An 18,968-nucleotide genomic window follows, 5' to 3' on the forward strand; every position below is an offset into this window, starting at 1 on the left:
TTATTTTTCTTCTGTTTTCATTCCTTTTGTATTTCGGCGTAGCACTACATATAAAATGGCTCCAAATAGTACAAGTGCGCCTACCCCAACACTTATTACTTTCACATTTGACTCTTTTTCTTCTGATACAATTGTATCTTTTTTAGGCATCGCAAAAGTGACATCTTCTGTTGAAAGAACATTTACCGTCGCAATTGTTTGATTATTTTTCGTAATATCAACTGCACCAACTACCTCACCACGATGAATTCCTTTATGATACAAAGATTCTTTATCTAATGAAGCTGCCCGGAAAATAGTTTTCACATTTTTCCCTTCATCTTTCTTAAGCATAAGTTCTGCACTTTTTTCAAGTTCACTATTAATATCTTTATTTAAATATGTTGTTTTTTGATGCCAACTATGTTTATCTAGTACAGTTTGCTTCACAAATTGACCAAAAGAATAGTCCGCCATCTGCTTCAAATCTTCATAAATTTCAGGTCTTTGAGAAGCCATTACTACATTTATAATACGATTTCCATCTTTCTCATTTAATAAAACAAGTGTATTACGCGCTTCATTCGTAAACCCTGTCTTACCGCCAATGCTATATGGATTTTCAAAAAAATTAGATTTATTAAAAATAGACACCGTCTGCCTAGACGTCGTAACTGTCGTTCTTTTCGTATTCATCGCTTGTAAAATTTCAGGATAATTTTGCACACCTTTCGTAATCATAGCCATATCATATGGCGTCGTATAATGATTCGGATTATGCAATCCATTCGGTGTTACAAAGTGACTATCTCTCGCTCCTAATTGCTTCGCTTTCTCATTCATCATATTGGCGAAATTTTCAACACTCCCGCCAATCCGCTCCGCAATCGCATACGACACATCATTCGCACTCAGCACCATTAAAATCATAAGCGCAGTATTTCTATTAATTGTCTCTCCAGGTTGAAACTCAATTTGATAATTACTCTTCTCTTGATCTAATGCTAATTGTGAAAATGTAAATTGATCCTCTGGCTTTGTATGCTCCATGAGTAGAATCGCTGTTAACACTTTCGTCGTACTAGCAGGATATGCGCGGTGATATGCGTTTTTGTCATACAAAACATCTCCTGTTTTCGCATCAATTGTCGTTGCAAACTGACTAAAAACATTTGGTCCTTCCGCAGGTGGTGGTGCAACTTGTTCTGGATTTACTCCAATATTCGTCTCAGCACGCAATGTCATAGGTGTCAACAAAAACAAACAAATAACTGTAATAAAAACCAAAATTTTCTTAAAATTTACCATATGACTCTCCCTTTTCCATTTAATCCCTTAACAAAATAATATATCTACCAATCATATGTAATTTGTATTAAACTGGAAGAATTTTCACTATTTTTTACTATATCATATTTTTACGATAAAGAACATAAATATACAATAAAAATAAGAAGGAATTACTCTTTCTTATCCTTCTCATCAATCAACGAATCTATTAACTTTTGACTAGCTTCCTCGGGCGTAATCTCATCCGTTATCCCCATAAACGACCAACCTTTAGAATCAACCCACTCAACAAACTCTTGTAAAAATTCATCATGTGTAACATCCACATCAAGAATCGATCCATTAATCGAAATCGTTCTATTTCTAGACACGCGCATCTTGAACGTTTTTCTTACCATTACAACTTTTCTCCCTCTACTCCTGAATATTTATAAAATAATCTTGTATCTCTGTTATACATGATTTTCAGTAAATTGTAAAAAGGATATATTGGCCAATTTAAATAGTAAAAATGAAAATCTCTTACCTACGTAAACGTAATACGGCATACAATTGCTCATAAATTATTAAATAAATTCATAAAAACATACAGTTTAAAACATAATTGAGTAAGCCATTCTAGTGTTTTGGAAGATATTATCTAAAATAGTATACTAAACGGATAAAGGATATTTGAATACAGAAACTGAGGCTTTCTATTTAGCTGGACTCTTAAGTGGTAGACTTAGAGACTGATGCCGAAATTCATATTTAATTTCTATTTCTGTACATAATATTGTAAGAAAGAAGGTAGTACTGTGAAAACAACAGAAAATTTTACTGACAGGGCCGATATATATGCACAATATCGTCCTAGTTATCCTAATGAATATATTGATTACTTACTTTCAGCTAACCAACTGAAAGGAAATCCGATTGTAGCTGATATTGGTTCAGGTACGGGTACGGGGATATTTAGCCGCCAGCTGCTTGAAAGTGGTTTACATGTTATTGGAGTTGAGCCAAATGATGATATGAGGAAGATGACTGAGCAATCGTCAAAACTATATTCTCGTTTTCAATCCATAAAAGCAACTGCTGAAAATACCACTTTAAAAGAAAATAGTGTAGATTTAGTAACTGTTACCCAAGCATTTCATTGGTTTGATAAAGAGGCTTTCAAAATCAAATGCCAACGAATTTTAAAACAAAAAGCAAACGTTGCTCTTGTTTGGAATAGTAGAGATTTAACTAGTCCACTTATTAAAGAGAACGCAGAAATTTGCCACATCAAATTCAAATGACTTTCGTACAATAAAGTAGAATATATTAGAAAACACCTTAAAATGAGGAGGAACTCAATGGCGCGTTGTACGTATTGTAAAACGAAGTGGAAAGTAAAAGACGTATGGTCGCTTCTCATAACATTTGAAAAAGATTGTCCGTATTGTTTTGGAAGACAATATATGTCTAATGATACTTTTCATCAAGCTAACGCCGCTTTACCACTGTTATTTTTATGCCCTTTAATTGTTGATTTAAGCGATGAAAATCCTTTAGATAAATACCGGAAATAATATAACGGCTACATTCAAAAACTACTTTTCACTGAATTTTCTTCTTATCATTATCCCTTCATACATTACTAGCATAATCGCTTATACTTTCCCTTTTGAAGATTCCGTAGCCCAGCAGGAATAGCGTCCTCTGAACAAGGTTTATCAATTATGACTAAAAAACAGTGATATATGTATACTGTTAAACATAAAAAATTAGCATTAGGTTCCAATCAAATATTAATTGAAACTCAGCACCGCTTGTATTCTGTAATTCAGAATACAAGCAGTGTTTTTTATTATGCATTTTTGCATACAGTATGATTTTCTCTTGTAAATAGATAATAATGGTATATAATAAAATCAACGTTTTACCAATAAAAGGTAATAAAAAGCAGTGTGATAAGTAAATAACCAAAACGTATTAACAGATTTGCTCTATGTAAATCATGATACATATATGGAATCAAAACTATGAAATTATATGTAGAGGTTAGATTACTACAAGATGAAAGATTCATAGCGAATACACTCGAGGAAAAAAGCGTTCGATTAGATTAATGTTATAAAACTACTTAATGTGGTATCTATGGAACGAATTGAGAATATACTTAGGGGGAATTTCAAGTGAAAACATTTGGTAAAGTATTATTAACAGGAGCTTTAGCTTTAGGTGGTTTAACAGCTATGAACATTGATACACCGAAGGCACATGCTGACGGAGCAAGCGAATTCTGTCGTTATATTTGTGGTCCTAGCGAAACGGTGAACGGTGTTACAGTTCAGGTACACTCTACACAAGTTACTTTTGGTAACAGCGTAATTGCAAGAATTACAAATGACCGAGCGGAAGAAATTCATTACAATGTCAGCCTTGAAAAGAAATATGGCGATAGATGGGGAGAATTTGAAACCAACTTCCGTTGGCAAAATCAATGGGTCCCAGCTGGAAGCAATGATGAAATTGCAACTTTCACAGGATATGGCGATGATATTTATGAGGATGGAACATATCGTTATAAAGTCGAAATAAAAGACGCTGACGGTTCTATTGATACAATTTACACAGCAGGAATGACAGTTACAGGGCGATAGCTCATGACTGAGTTCCATTATTTATGATTTTATTTTTGATAATATCATTGATAATTGCGGTGATATTATTATTAAAATAAGCTCTTCGGGGCTTATTTTTTTATATAAAAATTGGAATGATAATATTCAGAAAATTACATCTTTACACTATTGAAATTTGTTGTTATTATAAGAATACATTAAATGTTACAATATTCAACAAATTATATAAACTCTCCGATTACACGAATGAAATGAAAACACATTGCTGGTGGTAATATTTATAGTTGGGATCCCGTAGCTCAGCAGGGAGAGCGCCACCTTGACAGGGTGGAGGTCGTGAGTTCGAACCTCTCCGGGGTCATATGAAAAACCCCTTGATAGTCAAGGGGTTTTCTTTATGTAGCAAATAAATGATTATTATTAAAACTAAATTTTTTCCCTACTTCTTTTCTCCATTTTGGAGAAAGACATAAATTATATTAATCATCGCTCTGCGTTATTCGCTAGAACTCGATTCTTTACTCTCTTTTGAGAGCTTTTTAAAATTCTCTTTGAAAAATAGCCTAATACGGCAATTTTTATATTTATTTATATAAATTTCTCAATAAAAAAGATCTACACAGTTTAACTATGCAGATCTTTGTAAATTTAAGTTTAAAAATGAATAGACGAATCCTATTTTTGCCCTAACTTGATTGCCTTTTTGATATTACTAAATGCACCTTTACCATATATTAATACGCCACCGCGGTAAACACGACTCGTTAAACCAATCATTATACATATTGTTGCGATTAGAATCCCTAATGCTAGCGCAATCTCCCATACTGGGATATTAAGGAATCCAATTCGTACAAGCATAACTATAGGAGTAAAGAAAGGTACATAACTAGTAATGGTAACAACCATGCTGCTTGGATTTGACATTCCATAAATTGCAATATACAAAGCAGCAAGTAACATAAACATCAGCGGCATAACAGCTTGAGAAGATTCCTCTATACGCGTAATGATAGAGCCAAATAGACAAGATAATGAGCCATATAATAAGAATCCTAATGTGAAGAATAGAATCCCATAAAACACTAGAGTTGGAGCAACAGAATTTAAATCAATACTATTTAAAATATCATTTTTCGAATCATTAATTGCTGTTTTATATCCAACAGTTGCGACCAAGCCCCAAATTATGATTTGCGTAATACCAGCCAATAATGTCGAGAATAGCTTCGCATATAAATGTTTGGTAGGCGAAATACTTGAAACAACTAACTCCATAACACGAGAAGATTTCTCTGTTGCAACATCTGTTGCTAATTGTGCAGCATACATTAATATCATTAGATAATTTAGCATGATAAAGACATTAATTAAAATCCCTACACCCTCAGTATGTTCTCCATCTTTAACCTTATCTGAAACCGTTTTGGTATGAATTTCTACTGGCGTTGTTAACACCTTTAATTCATCTTGCGATAGATTCAATTGCTGGGCGAAGTTAGAAGATTGTATTTGAGATAAAATCGTTTGAACCTTGCTAACATCTTGCTGATTTACATCCGTCTCAGTTATATACGTAGCCTTTAATTGTTTATTATTCAATTCCTCTACAACGATTGCATATGTATAATCACCATTTTTAACACCTGATTCTGCTTTTTGTTTATCCGTGCTACGTTTAACTTGTATCTTACTATCGACATTTTTAAACACTTGATGAATGGTTGAATATAATTCTTCTTTTTCTGTAACAACAACAACTTGATCGTCCTCGTTACCTGCAAACAAGTTATAAATCTTGTCAAAATTCATCAATCCTATAATTAACATAGAAACTATTATTGTAATAGCAAAATATGATTTTGATTTCACTTTAGATTTATAGTTTTGTAAAAAAATTGTCCAGAAACTACTCATTTTGTGCACCTACTTTCGCAATAAAGATATCATTTAATGTAGGCTCTTCTACTGCAAACTTTTTAACATACCCTAATTTTGTTATCTCTTTAAATAAAACATGTGACACTTCTTCATATGAAATTTTAAGAGTAACTGCATTTTTACGTTTCTTCATACTTTCTACACCTTTTATTTCTTTCAAATGGTCAAAGTCATGATCGCCAACGATTACAACGTTCTTTTTACCAAAATCACTTTTAATTTTGGCAATGTCACCCTGAACAACAGGTACACCTTTGTGCATAATACAAATGTGTTGGCATAACTCTTCCACATGTTCCATACGATGTGAACTAAAAAGAATTGACGACCCTTGTTTTTGCATATCAAGAACAGCGTCTTTTAACATTTCAACATTTACTGGGTCTAAACCACTAAATGGTTCATCTAAAATTAAGAGTTCAGGCTTATGTATAATCGCTGTTATCAGCTGGATTTTTTGCTGATTCCCTTTAGAAAGTTCTCCTACCTTTTTGTTCAGATGCTCAGTAATATTAAAACGCTCCAGCCAATAGTGAAGTTCTTTTTCTGCATCTTTACTTTTCATGTTCTTTAGTTTTGCAAAAAAGTTAACTTGTTCTTTGACAGTCATTTTCGCATAAAGACCACGTTCTTCTGGTAAATACCCAATTTTATCTGTAACACCATAATTTATAGGTTTACCATTCCATGAAATGGTCCCACTTGATTTCGATAAAAGTCCAAGTATCATTCGAAATGTAGTCGTTTTACCTGCTCCATTCCCGCCCAAGAATCCAAATATTTCACCTTTTGGTATCTCGATATTCAAATTATTCACTGCAACATGCTCGTCAAATTTCTTTGTTAAATCTTTAATTAGTAAACTCATTATCCACACCCTTAATTCCCAAGATGATTTATTTATACAATTGTATATCCATAGTCAACCACAATATTTTGCCCTCTAATGGCATCGCTTTTATCAGACATTAAAAATAAAATGACATTTGTTACATCTGAAATTTCAACAAATTTTCTATATGGAATCTTTTTTAATAACTTATTTCCTTCAAAGGACTTCAAATAGCTTTCGTTATTATCGTTTATGCTATAGGACAGTGAATTGTATACCACTGTAATGATTCATTTTTTATCTTTCAAAAATGAATCATTACCAACAAATGTTATATTTCGCATTATAAGGTTAGCATAAGATTTTAAATATTTAATATGCAATTCTGCATATTTTAATAGTCTCAATTATTTACATAGTGTTTGACCATCTTTATTTAAAGCAGCCCCCACATTTACAAAATTCACTTAAAACAAGAATTTGTTTATCCATACTTTTTCTATAATTTTTCATGGAAGAACTGAAATTAATTAGTACCCCTGTTAAACACCTAAATCTGATACTTAAACTAACTAATCTTCCTCTAATAAATTGTTGTCTTATTTAACTTCACAATTAATAGTATCCAGCAGGCATAGTCACAACATCTTCGTACACCTCCTCATTAAAGCTGAAGGAACACTAATTAAAATCTGGTCCAGAAATTTTACCTTTCTACGTTACAGGATCCGCATAAGAAAACATAGAATACAGTACCTCCTCTGTTACAACTAGCTTTATGTCTTGAATTCAAAAAACATAATATCTAATTTATATAATTATTTTCGTGAGTTCAAACCTCTCCAGGTTCATAAAAAAGAGACACCATATCAACCTTCTACGTGATATGGTGTCTCTTTTTTATCTAATTCAATTACTTCCCACCAAACATCTTCTCCAAAGACTTTGCATTGGCAAACAATACTTCTTTCAAGTTATCGTCAGCAACGATTTTATAGTCGCCATCTTTGTCTTTCTTTAAGTTCAATGTAACTTCGCGAGTTGCCATTGCTGCATCTTTATCCGTTAAGTTTTTGATGATAGTTGAGGTCATTGTTTTTTCAATCGCTTTTTCAGATTGTTCTTTGTCTTCGCTAAATGCGCTAGCGAAGGCCATTGGCATAACTTCTCCCACTGCTTTTGTTACAGCAACGGATAGATCAGCAGATGTAATTTTCACTTTCACTTCTGCTTTGTCATCCTTTTTCGATACTTCTTCTAGCTTTTCAAATTTAAAGTTCTTTGTAATTGCACTTAGCATTGCTTTTGCCTCAGCATCATCTGTTTTTTCATTTAGTTTATTAAATTCCTTGTCACTCTCAACAAATGTACGAGCCTTTTCTACATCACCTTTTTGTATCGCTGTTAAAAATTCTTCTGTAGTATCTTTCGGATTTGCACACCCTGCTAAAACAACCGCTGTTAATCCTACTACCATCATTAATAGCAATAATCTCTTTATCTTTTGCACGCTCATTCTCCTCATTATCTTTTCTAGTAAGTCAGTATCATACAATATTATGAAACTGACATTACAAACATTTTTTAGTATAGCATTTATATGATTAATTTTCTATTAATTCCCAAAAATATAAAGAGCCTTGCAGCATTCCTACAAGGCCTCTCTTCTATCAATCTGTATCCGTAGCACAAATGAACCACATTTTCTGTTCCCTACTACCATCCATATAGTCCGATCAAAGATCATAAGCGATAACCAAAGTGATATATTAATAGCAGCAAATAATAAATATAAAATGAAGTCTCTCTTTTGTAGTGCCCCTCTATTCATTACAATGTAAAATGCACCGATAGGAGGCAAAATAAAGCAAAGGAAAAAGTTTTTCTTAACAACCATAGATACGCAGTTTCTTTCTGCATATGAATCCCCTTTTCATCATAATACTTGCTTCAACATCGGCCTCACTACCCTATATTCATCACTATAAGCTTCCTTTATGATTAAAGGCGGATATTCACTTTTTTCTTCCTCAATCATTGTAAACACTTCTGTTTTCTCTTGTAATGTATTAGATTCTCTATTTTTAGTAGGGTTTTTACTTGTTTTAATTTTCTTTGTTACTTCGCCAAGTTTTTGCCCAACTTCTTCTACTTTGGCAGGTTCATTCGTAACATAGTATTCTTGTTCGTCCCATACTAATATAGGTGGCACTTGTTCTCTTTTGTTACATATTATATAAGTAGTACTAGCTACAAGTAGTATACAAGTTAATAAATAGAAGATAGTTTTTTTATTCATATACTACACTCCTTATCTATCAGTTCATTGGATTATATAACACAATTTATTTACAGTAAATGGATTTAGCGGTAATTTTTAGGTTTAATAATAAAGAAAAACCTTACCGAAGTAAAGTTCCGTTTTTACATTCTATAGTGACTGATTAATTAATACGATCATTACAATAATCGCTATAAGCATAACAACTAAACAGCCGATTAATTTATAAAATCCTCGCTTCGTTAATGTCCCACCTTGAACATCTTTACGAATAAATAAGAATACGGCTAAAAATAATACAAGCCCAATGCCAAAAGCATACATCATTTGCATATGTTAATCTTCCTTTCTCTCTTCCATCTTAATATCTTTTTGCCAAAACAACAAATGAGATAAAGACGGTACTCATCGTAAGTGCCATAAGTATATTCAATAATTCAGTAGCAGATAGTGTAAGTATTTTTAAGTTTAAGCCAATAGAGAAAAGAAGATAATATACTGTTAATGCAAAAAAGGTTACAAACATTCCTTTATAACGAATGAGTTTCATTCGCTCATCTTTTTCTTTAAATTGTGGGTGTAAGTAGCTTAGGCAGAAACTCATAATCATCATCCCAAGCAATGGATACGTTATAGCCGGCGGTGCAGAATGCGTCATTATACCTGTTAATATCATAAATCCACTCATAAATAGAAAGATAATTCCCATGATTACAAAGTACTTTTGTGAATAGTTCATTCTTACTCCTCCCCTTCTTTTCCTTCATAAATAAATACATGTTCTATCGTTGTCTGAAATGTTTTTGCTATTTCAAATGCTAGCGGAAGTGATGGATCGTATTTCCCTTTTTCAATTGAGATAATGGTTTGTCTGGAAACCCCGAGTTTCTCGGCCAGTTTTTCTTGAGATAGTCCAAATTTCTTTCGGTATTCGACCATTTTATTTTCCAAGGAAATTTCTCCCTCCTTCCATATATCGAGTATATATGTAAAGTAAACTTTACGTCAAGGTTCCTTTACATTTATTTCAATCAGTTTTCGTTCTATTTATATAGAAGAAACTTGTTCGATTTCAGCACGTCTATTTTGTAATAAAACATGGAACACTGTATGTAATCGTTACTATATTTCCTCCTCACTTTTTTAAAAATTTAATATCTTCATATTTGTTTTATCCTTTTAAAATATTTCATTCTCTGCTTTATTAGATGCAATGTGTTATTTGTTTTACGGTGTTTTTTGGCATATTTATAGAAACTAACGGGTTATAAAGCATTTTTTATGTTTAACCACTTTTTTTGTAGAAATCCTTCATTTTCCTTTCGATATTTAACACTATCGAAATAAAGTTTATGGTAAATTCATAATTTTTTATTTTTTATACTATATTCCGTTATATTGTTGTATAATATCTATGAAAGCGCTTATTATTTCAATATACATAATTCGAATCAACTTTTATCAAAACATTCCAATGATTATACTTATATTTACATGTAACAATTCTAGTTTTCAATGTAGGTATACCAAATATATCCACCCCATTTTTCTGTAAAATTACTTTATAAAGTGAAAGATTAACTTGGGTGATAAGTTATTGTGAATGTTTTTTTACAAAACAGATAAGTAATAGTGTTTGGTATTATGTAAATTATTGTAATAACATAAGAGTAAAGAAAACATTTACATTGATTATTGGTTCATCAATTATTGAAAAGAGCAAAATGCACCTTTTGTATGGAAAAGGATTATATGCATCGGGAGGTTTAAACAAATGACGAGGAAGAATACAACGACAAACCCTTGGGCCAAGTTCCACGGTCCGAACCTTGGTTATGTGATTGAACAGTATGATCTTTACGTAACTGGAGCAGGTTCTGTTGATCCGGAATTACAAGAGCTTTTTGAAATTTTTGGAGCTCCTTCGTTTCAAGATGATGTCGTAACAGGGGACAACACAGCAACACATTTTTCTCCTCAAAACACAGGTAACATTGAAAAAATTCTTAAAGTCGTTCAACTTGTTGAGCAGATTCGTTCTTTCGGGCACACGTTGGCTCACATCAACCCGATGGAAGATGCTGCAAATGGACAATCTCTTCTTGAGAAAGCAATGAACGAACTGAGCGATGCTGACTTGAAAGCGATTCCAGCGAAAACAGTATGGCAAGATGCACCAGAAGGTATTCACACTGCACTTGATGTAATTCATAGATTAAAAGACGTTTATACAAAATCTTTAGCTTATGAATTTTCTCATATACAAGATAGTGAAGAACGCACGTGGTTGCATCAAATGGTGGAATCAAATTCATTGCGTCAACCACTATCAAATAAAAAACGAACTGCTCTTTTAAAACGTTTAACAGCTGTTGAAGGTTTCGAGCAATTCTTGCATAAAACATTCGTTGGGCAAAAACGTTTCTCTATCGAGGGCGTTGATATGCTTGTGCCTGTTTTAGATGAAATTGTTCTAGAAGGTGCTAAGAACGGTGTAGAGGATGTCATGATTGGTATGGCTCACCGCGGTCGTCTAAGCGTACTTGCTCACGTATTAGAAAAACCATATAGTCACATGTTTGCTGAGTTCAAACATGCAAAAATAGAAGGCGCAGTAGCCAATTCTGGCTGGACTGGCGACGTAAAATACCACCTAGGTAGAGAACAAGTCGTTAGTAACGAAGAAGTTAGCACTCGCGTGACATTAGCAAATAACCCGAGTCATCTTGAGTTCGTGAATCCTGTAGTAGAAGGTTTCGCACGTGCTGCTCAAGAGAATCGTAAAAAATCTGGTCTTCCAGATCAAGATATTTCAAAATCATTCGTAATTTTAGTTCATGGTGATGCTGCATTCCCTGGTCAAGGTATTGTATCTGAAACGCTCAACTTAAGCAGATTGAACGCGTATCAAACAGGCGGAACGATTCATGTTATCGCAAACAATGCAGTTGGTTTTACAACTGATAGCTATGATTCTCGTTCTACGAAATATTCAAGTGACCTTGCAAAAGGTTTCGATATTCCGATTGTTCACGTGAACGCTGATGATCCAGAAGCTTGTCTTGCAGCTGCTAACCTTGCGATTCAATATCGCATGTTGTTCAAAAAAGACTTCTTAATCGATTTAATCGGTTACCGTCGATATGGTCATAACGAAATGGATGACCCAGCGGTTACGCAACCACAAGTGTACAAAAAAATTAAAAATCACCCAACTGTAAGAGCAATTTATGCAGATCAATTACAAGCTGCTGGTGTTCTAAATGCAGATGAGGTTGAAACAATTACTCAGTTTACGCAAGAACAATTAAAATCCGATTATGCACAAGTACCGCCAGCTGATACGAGCGATGCAACAATTCACGTTAAAGTGCCAGATGTTGTTGCAAAAGGCATTCAACCAATTGATACTGGTGTTGAGATTGACTCACTTCGTGCAATTAATGAAGGTCTACTATCTTGGCCAGAAGGCTTTAACGTATATCCGAAAGTGAAGAAAATTCTTGAGCGCCGTAAAGATGCTTTAGAAGAGAACGGTAAAATTGAATGGGCACTTGCTGAGTCATTAGCATTCGCTTCTATTTTACAAGAAGGTACGCCAATTCGTTTAACTGGTCAAGATTCACAGCGTGGTACATTTGCGCACCGTCATATCGTATTACACGATACTGATACAAATGAAACATATTCACCATTACATCGCTTACCAAACATTAATGCATCATTCTCTGTTCATAACAGTCCGTTATCAGAGGCTGCTGTTGTTGGTTACGAATATGGTTATAACGTATTCGCTCCAGAAACTCTTGTTATGTGGGAAGCGCAATATGGTGACTTTTCAAATACTGCGCAAGCATTATTTGATCAATATGTTTCAGCTGGAAGAGCAAAATGGGGTCAAAAATCTGGTTTAGTTCTTCTATTACCACACGGTTATGAAGGTCAAGGACCAGAGCACTCTAGTGCACGTCCAGAGCGTTTCTTACAGTTAGCTGCTGAGAATAACTGGACAGTTGCAAACTTAACGAGCGCGGCACAGTACTTCCATATCCTGCGTCGTCAAGCATCTATCTTAGGAACAGAAGCTGTTCGACCATTAGTACTGATGACGCCGAAGAGTTTATTACGTCACCCACTTACGCTTTCAACTGCTAGTCAGTTAAGCGAAGGACGTTTCCAACCTGCTTTAGAACAAGAAAACCTTGGCACGAAACCAAATAAAGTAAAACGTCTTGTTTTAAGCACAGGTAAAATGGCGATTGACTTAGCAGCAGAAATCGAGTCTGGTAAACATGAGTACAACTTAGACGAAGTTCATGTCGTTCGTATCGAGCAATTGTACCCATTCCCTGCTGAGAAAGTTCAATCTATTATTAAACGATTTAAAAACTTAGAAGAAATCATTTGGGTTCAAGAAGAACCTCGTAATATGGGCGCATGGCATTACATGGCTCCAATTCTGTTCGAACTTGCTGGAGATAAAGTGAAAACAGGTTACATTGGACGTCCTGATCGCTCTAGTCCATCTGGCGGCGATCCATTCGCTCACAAAGCTGAGCAAGAACTAATTGTTGCACACGCTTTAGATGTGAAGTATAACTTCCGTCAAGATAAACAAGAAATTGAAGTTTTCAGCAACTAAAAAGTAATAATGAAGGTTTCTAGCTTGTTCCCTGGGCAGATATTCTGCCCAAGGCCAGGCTAACAAATGGAGATTACCGAAGACAAAAGAAGAAAAAACACACCGTTAGGCAAATAAGGGGAGGACATTTAAAATGATCGAAATTAAAGTACCTGAGCTTGCAGAATCTATTACCGAAGGAACTATTTCACAATGGCTTATCAACGTAGGCGACAAAGTTGAGAAAGGCGGCAGCGTTGTTGAGCTTGAAACTGATAAAGTCAATGTAGAAATCATTGCAGAAGATTCAGGTATTGTATCGAAGTTACTAGGCGAACCTGGGGATACAGTTGAAGTTGGCGCAACTATCGCAATTTTAGATGCTAATGGAGCACCAGTTGCAGTAAGTACACCTGCACCACCTGCTGAGCAAGCAAAACAAGAAACAGCTGAAGCACCGAAAGCTGCGGCTCCAAATGCTGAACAAACTACGAGTCTACAAGGCTTACCAAATACGAACCGTCCTATCGCATCACCAGCTGCTAGAAAAATGGCTCGTGAATTAGGAATCGACTTAAACGACGTACGTAGTACAGATCCACTTGGACGCGTGAGACCACATGATGTACAAGCTCATGCTGCCGCACCAAAAGAAGCACCAGCTGCTCCAAAAAGTCCAGCTCCTGCTCCAGTTGCAAAAACAGAATTCGAAAAACCAGTTGAGCGCGTGAAAATGTCCCGCCGCCGTCAAACAATTGCAAAACGCCTTGTAGAAGTTCAACAAACATCTGCAATGTTAACAACATTTAACGAAGTTGATATGAGTGCGATCATGGAATTACGTAAAGAGCGTAAAGACGCTTTCGAGAAAAAACATGATGTACGTCTTGGCTTCATGTCATTCTTCACAAAAGCAGTTGTTGCAGCATTAAAACAATTCCCATTATTAAATGCTGAAATTCAAGGTGACGAGCTTATCATCAAAAAATTCTATGATATCGGTATTGCAGTAGCAGCTCCAGATGGATTAGTTGTTCCAGTTGTACGCGATGCTAACCAATTAAACTTCGCTGAAATCGAAAGTGAAATTCGTAATTTAGGTATGAAAGCACGCGATAACAAACTTTCATTAAAAGAACTACAAGGTGGTACATTTACAATTACAAACGGTGGTGTATTCGGTTCTCTAATGTCAACACCAATCCTAAATAGCCCTCAAGTTGGTATTTTAGGAATGCATAAAATCCAAGTACGCCCAGTTGCAATTGATAACGAGCGTATGGAAAACCGCCCAATGATGTACATTGCTTTATCTTACGATCACCGTATTGTTGATGGTAAAGAAGCAGTTAGCTTCCTTGTTGCTGTTAAAGATATGCTTGAAGATCCAAAATCATTATTATTAGAAGGTTGATAGATTAATAATCTAATATATAAAGGCTGTAGAATACATCATTCTACAGCCTTTTTTTGCGTTCATACGGGACAAATTTCATGACATAAGATAATAATGTATGCCTAAACGTAAGGAGGATTAAAATGAATAACCTTCCAATTCATGCAAAACTTAAAGTAAATAAGGATACTTTCTTCCTGCCCGATTCAAACGGGGGTGTCTATTTTCGAAATAACGCCAGTTCATTTCGCATGGACGGTGATGGAATTTATGACTGGATTGAAAAATTAATGCCAATGTTTAACGGTAATCATTCTTTAGCAGAAATAACTGATGGTCTCCCTCTCCCCTATCAAAATCGTGTATTTGAAATTGGAGAGGTTTTATATGAAAATGGTTTCGTTCGCGATGCAAATCAAGATGCACCTCATGAATTAAACAGTACATTACTCGACAGATATGCTTCACAAATTGAATTTTTAGAAGCTGATTCTCATTCAGGTGCTTTAAAATTTGAAACGTACCGCGGAGCAAATGTCCTTGTACTTGGCTCCGGAGATATGCTTACTTCTTTAGTTTCTTCTTTATTAGAATCTGGTTTACCTACATTTCATTACCTCGTTACAGATCGAGATGAAACAAACTATGACAGAATACATGAGCTAATAGAACGTGCATATGAAGTTGATAACGGTGTACTCATTCAAGAAATCGATACTACAATTGACCGTCCCTTGCATGAAGTATTCGAACCTTTTGATTGGATTTTATATGTTTCTCAAAATGGAGACATTGACGGTTTAAAAACAGTTCACACTATTTGTAGAGAAACGAAAAAGAATTTTATACCAGCTATTTGTTTATCAACACTCGGTATAGCTGGACCTGTCGTAACGGAAAATCGTGATGAATGCTGGGAATCCGCATGGCATCGGCTACATGAAACGACTTTGCAAAATGAAAATTCATCAGATTCCTTCTCACCAATTACATCTGCAATGTTAGCAAATGTAATCGTTTTTGAATTGTTTAAACATGTCGCGGATGATTTATATCGTGAAAAAAAATTACAATTCTTTTTATTAAACTATGAAACACTTGAAGGAACGTGGCATCCTTTTATAAAACACCCTCTTGCAACTGATGAAAGTTTTACAATTGATACGATAGAAAATCTTTCTGAAAAACTTGAGCATCGGTCCAACCAACATACTTCAACTGATGTATTCCGCTTTTTCGACTCATTAACTTCTAAAGAAGCCGGTATATTCCATGTATGGGATGAACAAGATTCATATCAATTACCGTTATCACAATGCTATATTCAAGTAGCCAATCCATTATCAGATGGCCCAGCTCCCCTTCTGCCTCTTATGACTCGCAGTGGATTAACTCATAATGAAGCACGCCGAGAAGCTGGTTTAACAGGAATTGAAACATATGTAGCAGAAATCATTCACCGCCTTATTCCTGAACATAACGATATCGGTATTGGCGCTGGAGAAACGATGACAGAAGGATTTTACCGGGCACTACAACAACATTTAAATAATAAATTGTATGAACGGCAGTCACATATGCTAGAAGAACTTACAACGATTGATTTAACTGATATTCACGATAAACATTGTAGATTTTATTACGATGCCCTTGCTACAATTCATGAAACACCTAAAATCGCAATGAGTGAAGAGATTCTCAGTTTTCCAGTCGTTTGGGTTGGTATAAATGATAAATGGTACGGTGCATCTAATATTAATATGACGTTAGCGTTACGGAGCGCACTACAACTATCACTGCTCCACATTCAAAGTGAAGAGACTCCTTACAGAGCTAATATCTTGCCTGAATCATCTATTATTTTATATGACACGGATTCTTTTAGGGTGGAAATACAAGCGGAAGAAGAAATTCCAAGTGTGCAATCTTTACAGCTTGCCTTACAGCATTTAGAAGAACATAATTTTTATCCCTTCGTGTTTGATTTAGCAATCGAACCATTTTTGAAAGAAAACTTAGACGGTGTGTATGGGGTATTAATTGCAAAGGAGGACGGTCTATGACTCAAAATATATTGCTTATAGGGGATGGCCTTCTTGCAGACTATGTACATGATCAATTATGCAAACAATATTCCATCATTCGTCAGCATACCCTTACAGAAGAACTTCCTGAAAATATTTATCTCGCTCTCGTATTACATGATGGATCTCCTTCTACTATTCATCATGATGCTGAGCTAATTTTTCGCTCAAATCATATTCCGTGGCTTCGTGGTTTCACTTCATTTGGCGAAGGTATTATCGGTCCTTACATTCATCCTCTTACGCCCGGATGTTCCCATTGTTCTGATGGACGCCGTTTTATCGCTGGCTTTGATCAAAAAGAAATGTGGGAACTACAGCGGAAATATGCCTTTAAAGCCGAAAATGGAACGAGGCGTGATGTACGTGCCACCCAAAATGGCATGTTACAAATGTGCCATCTTATTTGCGCAGAAACAGAAAAAATATTAACTCATAACCATTCTTCTTTAGAAAATGAACTTATTTTACTAAACTTACAAACATTACAATGTACGCGGCATTCTTTTCTTCCAGATCCTCTCTGTCCTGTATGTAGTAGTTTACCTGATGATACTGCGGATGCGGCGGAAGTTTCTTTACAACCGAGTTTAAAAGTAAGCACCGAAACGTATCGCTGCCGTTCCATTCATGAATTAAACACATTTTTAACGAAAGACTATTTAGATTATCGGATCGGTATGTTGAACGGCAAAATGCAGCATTCTTTATTGCCATTCGCTGACGTCATTATAAACATGCCATTAATGTTTGGAAATGAAGGTGTTGCAGGCCGAACTCATTCATTTGCAGTGAGTGAAGCAACTGCTATTTTAGAAGGTTTAGAACGATATTGCGGTATGTCGCCTCGCGGGAAAAAGACAAATGTGCATGGTAGTTTTCATGATTTAGAGGAACATGCACTAAATCCCCTTACACTCGGTGTGCATACAAATGAACACTACAATCGTGATAATTTTCCATTTAAGCCGTTTGATCCTGATTATGAGCAAAACTGGGTATGGGGATATTCTTTATCACAAAACAGACCGCTTTTAGTTCCTGAATCAATTGCTTATTATAGCCTTGGTCATCGAGATGCTTTCGTGTATGAAACATCAAATGGATGTGCAATTGGCGGTAGTTTAGAAGAAGCGATTTTTCACGGCATTTTAGAAATTGTAGAGCGTGATGCCTTCTTACTCACTTGGTATGCCGAATTACCTCTTCCCCGCCTTGATCTTAGTTCAGCAAATGATACAGAATTACAATTAATGATCCAGCGGTTACGTACGATTACTGGATATGAATTACACGCTTTTAACGCGACGATGGAACACGGCATCCCGAGCTTATGGGTAATTGCAAAGAATACACGTGAAAATGGAATGAACGTTGTTTGTGCGGGAGGCGCTCATTTAGATTCTATTCGAGCTTTAAAAAGTGCCATTCAAGAAATAGCAGGCATGTTACTTATAACAGACGATGAGCTCGAGCACAAAAGAGAATACTACGAAAAATGCTTACAAGATCCTTATTTCGTTAATAAAATGGAAGACCATAGTATGCTGTACGGATTGAAAGAAACGGAAGAACGTCTTCACTTCCTTTTACGAGAAGATGCACCGGTGCAAACGTTCCAAGAAATGAATGTATCACAATCATTTGATATGGATTTAACATCCGATCTCCGCCAACTTTTAAATCGTTTGCATCAATCTAATCTTGAAATAATCGTTGTAGATCAAACCGCTCCCCTTATAGAAAAGAACGGACTACACTGTGTAAAAGTTATTATTCCAGGCATGTTACCGATGACTTTCGGACACCATCTTACTCGGATTACAGGACTGGACCGGGTATATACCGTACCGATGACACTTGGATATACAGACGAACCTTTAACGAATGAAAGATTAAATCCACATCCACATCCGTTTCCATAGTAAAGGA

At 35.3% G+C, this 18,968-nt stretch carries 16 protein-coding genes, 1 tRNA gene and 2 pseudogenes; 8 read left to right on the forward strand and 11 right to left on the reverse strand.

Features of this window, described 5'->3' with window-relative positions; all coding sequences use genetic code 11:
* Positions 1-1,287, reverse strand: coding sequence for a D-alanyl-D-alanine carboxypeptidase family protein (locus N2V92_RS28425; RefSeq protein WP_000247025.1), 1,287 nt, complete (start codon positions 1,285-1,287; stop codon positions 1-3).
* 152 nt (positions 1,288-1,439) lie between these two features.
* Entirely contained in the window at positions 1,440-1,667 is a 228-nt protein-coding gene (locus N2V92_RS28430; protein ID WP_000251862.1) for a hypothetical protein, read from the reverse strand.
* A gap of 399 nt (positions 1,668-2,066) precedes the next feature.
* Here N2V92_RS28430 and N2V92_RS28435 point away from each other — a divergent pair.
* The 4 genes and pseudogenes from N2V92_RS28435 to N2V92_RS28450 all read left to right on the forward strand — a co-directional run.
* Positions 2,067-2,534 (forward strand): annotated as a pseudogene (locus tag N2V92_RS28435) (class I SAM-dependent methyltransferase); the annotation flags it as partial.
* A gap of 75 nt (positions 2,535-2,609) precedes the next feature.
* Positions 2,610-2,825, forward strand: a complete 216-nt coding sequence (locus N2V92_RS28440) for a hypothetical protein (protein ID WP_000090226.1) — start codon at positions 2,610-2,612, stop codon at positions 2,823-2,825.
* Positions 2,826-3,431: 606 nt separating this feature from the next.
* The gene (locus N2V92_RS28445) at positions 3,432-3,899 is read left to right on the forward strand and encodes a hypothetical protein (protein ID WP_000846651.1); all 468 of its coding nucleotides are present in this window, start codon (positions 3,432-3,434) and stop codon (positions 3,897-3,899) included.
* A 270-nt stretch (positions 3,900-4,169) separates the two neighbouring features.
* Positions 4,170-4,242: transfer RNA gene (locus N2V92_RS28450), tRNA-Val, on the forward strand.
* Positions 4,243-4,556: 314 nt separating this feature from the next.
* On the opposite strand, the gene N2V92_RS28455 is transcribed toward N2V92_RS28450, so the two are convergent.
* The 9 genes and pseudogenes from N2V92_RS28455 to N2V92_RS28495 form a co-directional block, all read right to left on the reverse strand.
* Positions 4,557-5,798, reverse strand: coding sequence for an ABC transporter permease (locus N2V92_RS28455; protein ID WP_000094236.1), 1,242 nt, complete (start codon positions 5,796-5,798; stop codon positions 4,557-4,559).
* The gene (locus N2V92_RS28460; RefSeq protein WP_000054722.1) at positions 5,791-6,690 is read right to left on the reverse strand and encodes an ABC transporter ATP-binding protein; all 900 of its coding nucleotides are present in this window, start codon (positions 6,688-6,690) and stop codon (positions 5,791-5,793) included. Before N2V92_RS28460 ends, N2V92_RS28455 begins: the two co-directional genes overlap by 8 nt.
* Positions 6,691-6,722: 32 nt before the next feature.
* The gene (locus N2V92_RS28465; RefSeq protein ID WP_003258596.1) at positions 6,723-6,935 is read right to left on the reverse strand and encodes an SDR family oxidoreductase; all 213 of its coding nucleotides are present in this window, start codon (positions 6,933-6,935) and stop codon (positions 6,723-6,725) included.
* 632 nt (positions 6,936-7,567) lie between these two features.
* Positions 7,568-8,164, reverse strand: a complete 597-nt coding sequence (locus tag N2V92_RS28470; protein ID WP_001169502.1) for a DUF4878 domain-containing protein — start codon at positions 8,162-8,164, stop codon at positions 7,568-7,570.
* 141 nt (positions 8,165-8,305) lie between these two features.
* Positions 8,306-8,574, reverse strand: a pseudogene (locus N2V92_RS28475) (hypothetical protein).
* 16 nt (positions 8,575-8,590) lie between these two features.
* Entirely contained in the window at positions 8,591-8,953 is a 363-nt protein-coding gene (locus N2V92_RS28480; protein WP_001036577.1) for a hypothetical protein, read from the reverse strand.
* Positions 8,954-9,085: 132 nt separating this feature from the next.
* On the reverse strand, positions 9,086-9,268 hold the full coding sequence (locus N2V92_RS28485; protein ID WP_001178294.1) for a DUF3976 domain-containing protein: 183 nt from the start codon (positions 9,266-9,268) through the stop codon (positions 9,086-9,088).
* Between the two features lie 28 nt (positions 9,269-9,296).
* A complete protein-coding gene (locus N2V92_RS28490; protein ID WP_001109904.1) occupies positions 9,297-9,674 on the reverse strand; it encodes a hypothetical protein in 378 nt (125 codons plus the stop codon).
* A 2-nt stretch (positions 9,675-9,676) separates the two neighbouring features.
* Positions 9,677-9,886, reverse strand: a complete 210-nt coding sequence (locus N2V92_RS28495) for a helix-turn-helix transcriptional regulator (protein WP_000428510.1) — start codon at positions 9,884-9,886, stop codon at positions 9,677-9,679.
* 823 nt (positions 9,887-10,709) lie between these two features.
* Between N2V92_RS28495 and odhA the strand changes: the two genes are divergently transcribed.
* The 4 genes from odhA to N2V92_RS28515 all read left to right on the forward strand — a co-directional run bounded on the left by odhA (position 10,710) and on the right by N2V92_RS28515 (position 18,961).
* A complete protein-coding gene (gene odhA / locus N2V92_RS28500; RefSeq protein ID WP_000197142.1) occupies positions 10,710-13,577 on the forward strand; it encodes a 2-oxoglutarate dehydrogenase E1 component in 2,868 nt (955 codons plus the stop codon).
* Positions 13,578-13,710: 133 nt separating this feature from the next.
* On the forward strand, positions 13,711-14,970 hold the full coding sequence (gene odhB, locus N2V92_RS28505) for a 2-oxoglutarate dehydrogenase complex dihydrolipoyllysine-residue succinyltransferase (RefSeq protein ID WP_000569919.1): 1,260 nt from the start codon (positions 13,711-13,713) through the stop codon (positions 14,968-14,970).
* Positions 14,971-15,095: 125 nt separating this feature from the next.
* Entirely contained in the window at positions 15,096-17,015 is a 1,920-nt protein-coding gene (locus tag N2V92_RS28510; RefSeq protein WP_016077959.1) for a putative thiazole-containing bacteriocin maturation protein, read from the forward strand.
* Complete coding sequence (locus tag N2V92_RS28515) at positions 17,012-18,961, forward strand: TOMM precursor leader peptide-binding protein (protein ID WP_016077960.1); 1,950 nt, start codon at positions 17,012-17,014, stop codon at positions 18,959-18,961. Before N2V92_RS28510 ends, N2V92_RS28515 begins: the two co-directional genes overlap by 4 nt.
* Positions 18,962-18,968 lie beyond the last annotated feature (7 nt).

Source organism: Bacillus sp. CH_48 (assembly GCF_038008465.1).
GTDB lineage: Bacteria > Bacillota > Bacilli > Bacillales > Bacillaceae_G > Bacillus_A > Bacillus_A thuringiensis_S.

Coding starts and splice junctions, on each gene's coding strand:
- N2V92_RS28440 (WP_000090226.1), top strand. CDS start 2,610: ATGGCGCGTTGTACGTATTGTAAAACGAAGTGGAAAGTAAAAGACGTA.
- N2V92_RS28425 (WP_000247025.1), bottom strand. CDS start 1,287: ATGGTAAATTTTAAGAAAATTTTGGTTTTTATTACAGTTATTTGTTTG.
- N2V92_RS28460 (WP_000054722.1), bottom strand. CDS start 6,690: ATGAGTTTACTAATTAAAGATTTAACAAAGAAATTTGACGAGCATGTT.
- N2V92_RS28485 (WP_001178294.1), bottom strand. CDS start 9,268: ATGCAAATGATGTATGCTTTTGGCATTGGGCTTGTATTATTTTTAGCC.
- N2V92_RS28510 (WP_016077959.1), top strand. CDS start 15,096: ATGAATAACCTTCCAATTCATGCAAAACTTAAAGTAAATAAGGATACT.
- odhB (WP_000569919.1), top strand. CDS start 13,711: ATGATCGAAATTAAAGTACCTGAGCTTGCAGAATCTATTACCGAAGGA.
- N2V92_RS28480 (WP_001036577.1), bottom strand. CDS start 8,953: ATGAATAAAAAAACTATCTTCTATTTATTAACTTGTATACTACTTGTA.
- odhA (WP_000197142.1), top strand. CDS start 10,710: ATGACGAGGAAGAATACAACGACAAACCCTTGGGCCAAGTTCCACGGT.
- N2V92_RS28490 (WP_001109904.1), bottom strand. CDS start 9,674: ATGAACTATTCACAAAAGTACTTTGTAATCATGGGAATTATCTTTCTA.
- N2V92_RS28430 (WP_000251862.1), bottom strand. CDS start 1,667: ATGGTAAGAAAAACGTTCAAGATGCGCGTGTCTAGAAATAGAACGATT.
- N2V92_RS28515 (WP_016077960.1), top strand. CDS start 17,012: ATGACTCAAAATATATTGCTTATAGGGGATGGCCTTCTTGCAGACTAT.
- N2V92_RS28455 (WP_000094236.1), bottom strand. CDS start 5,798: ATGAGTAGTTTCTGGACAATTTTTTTACAAAACTATAAATCTAAAGTG.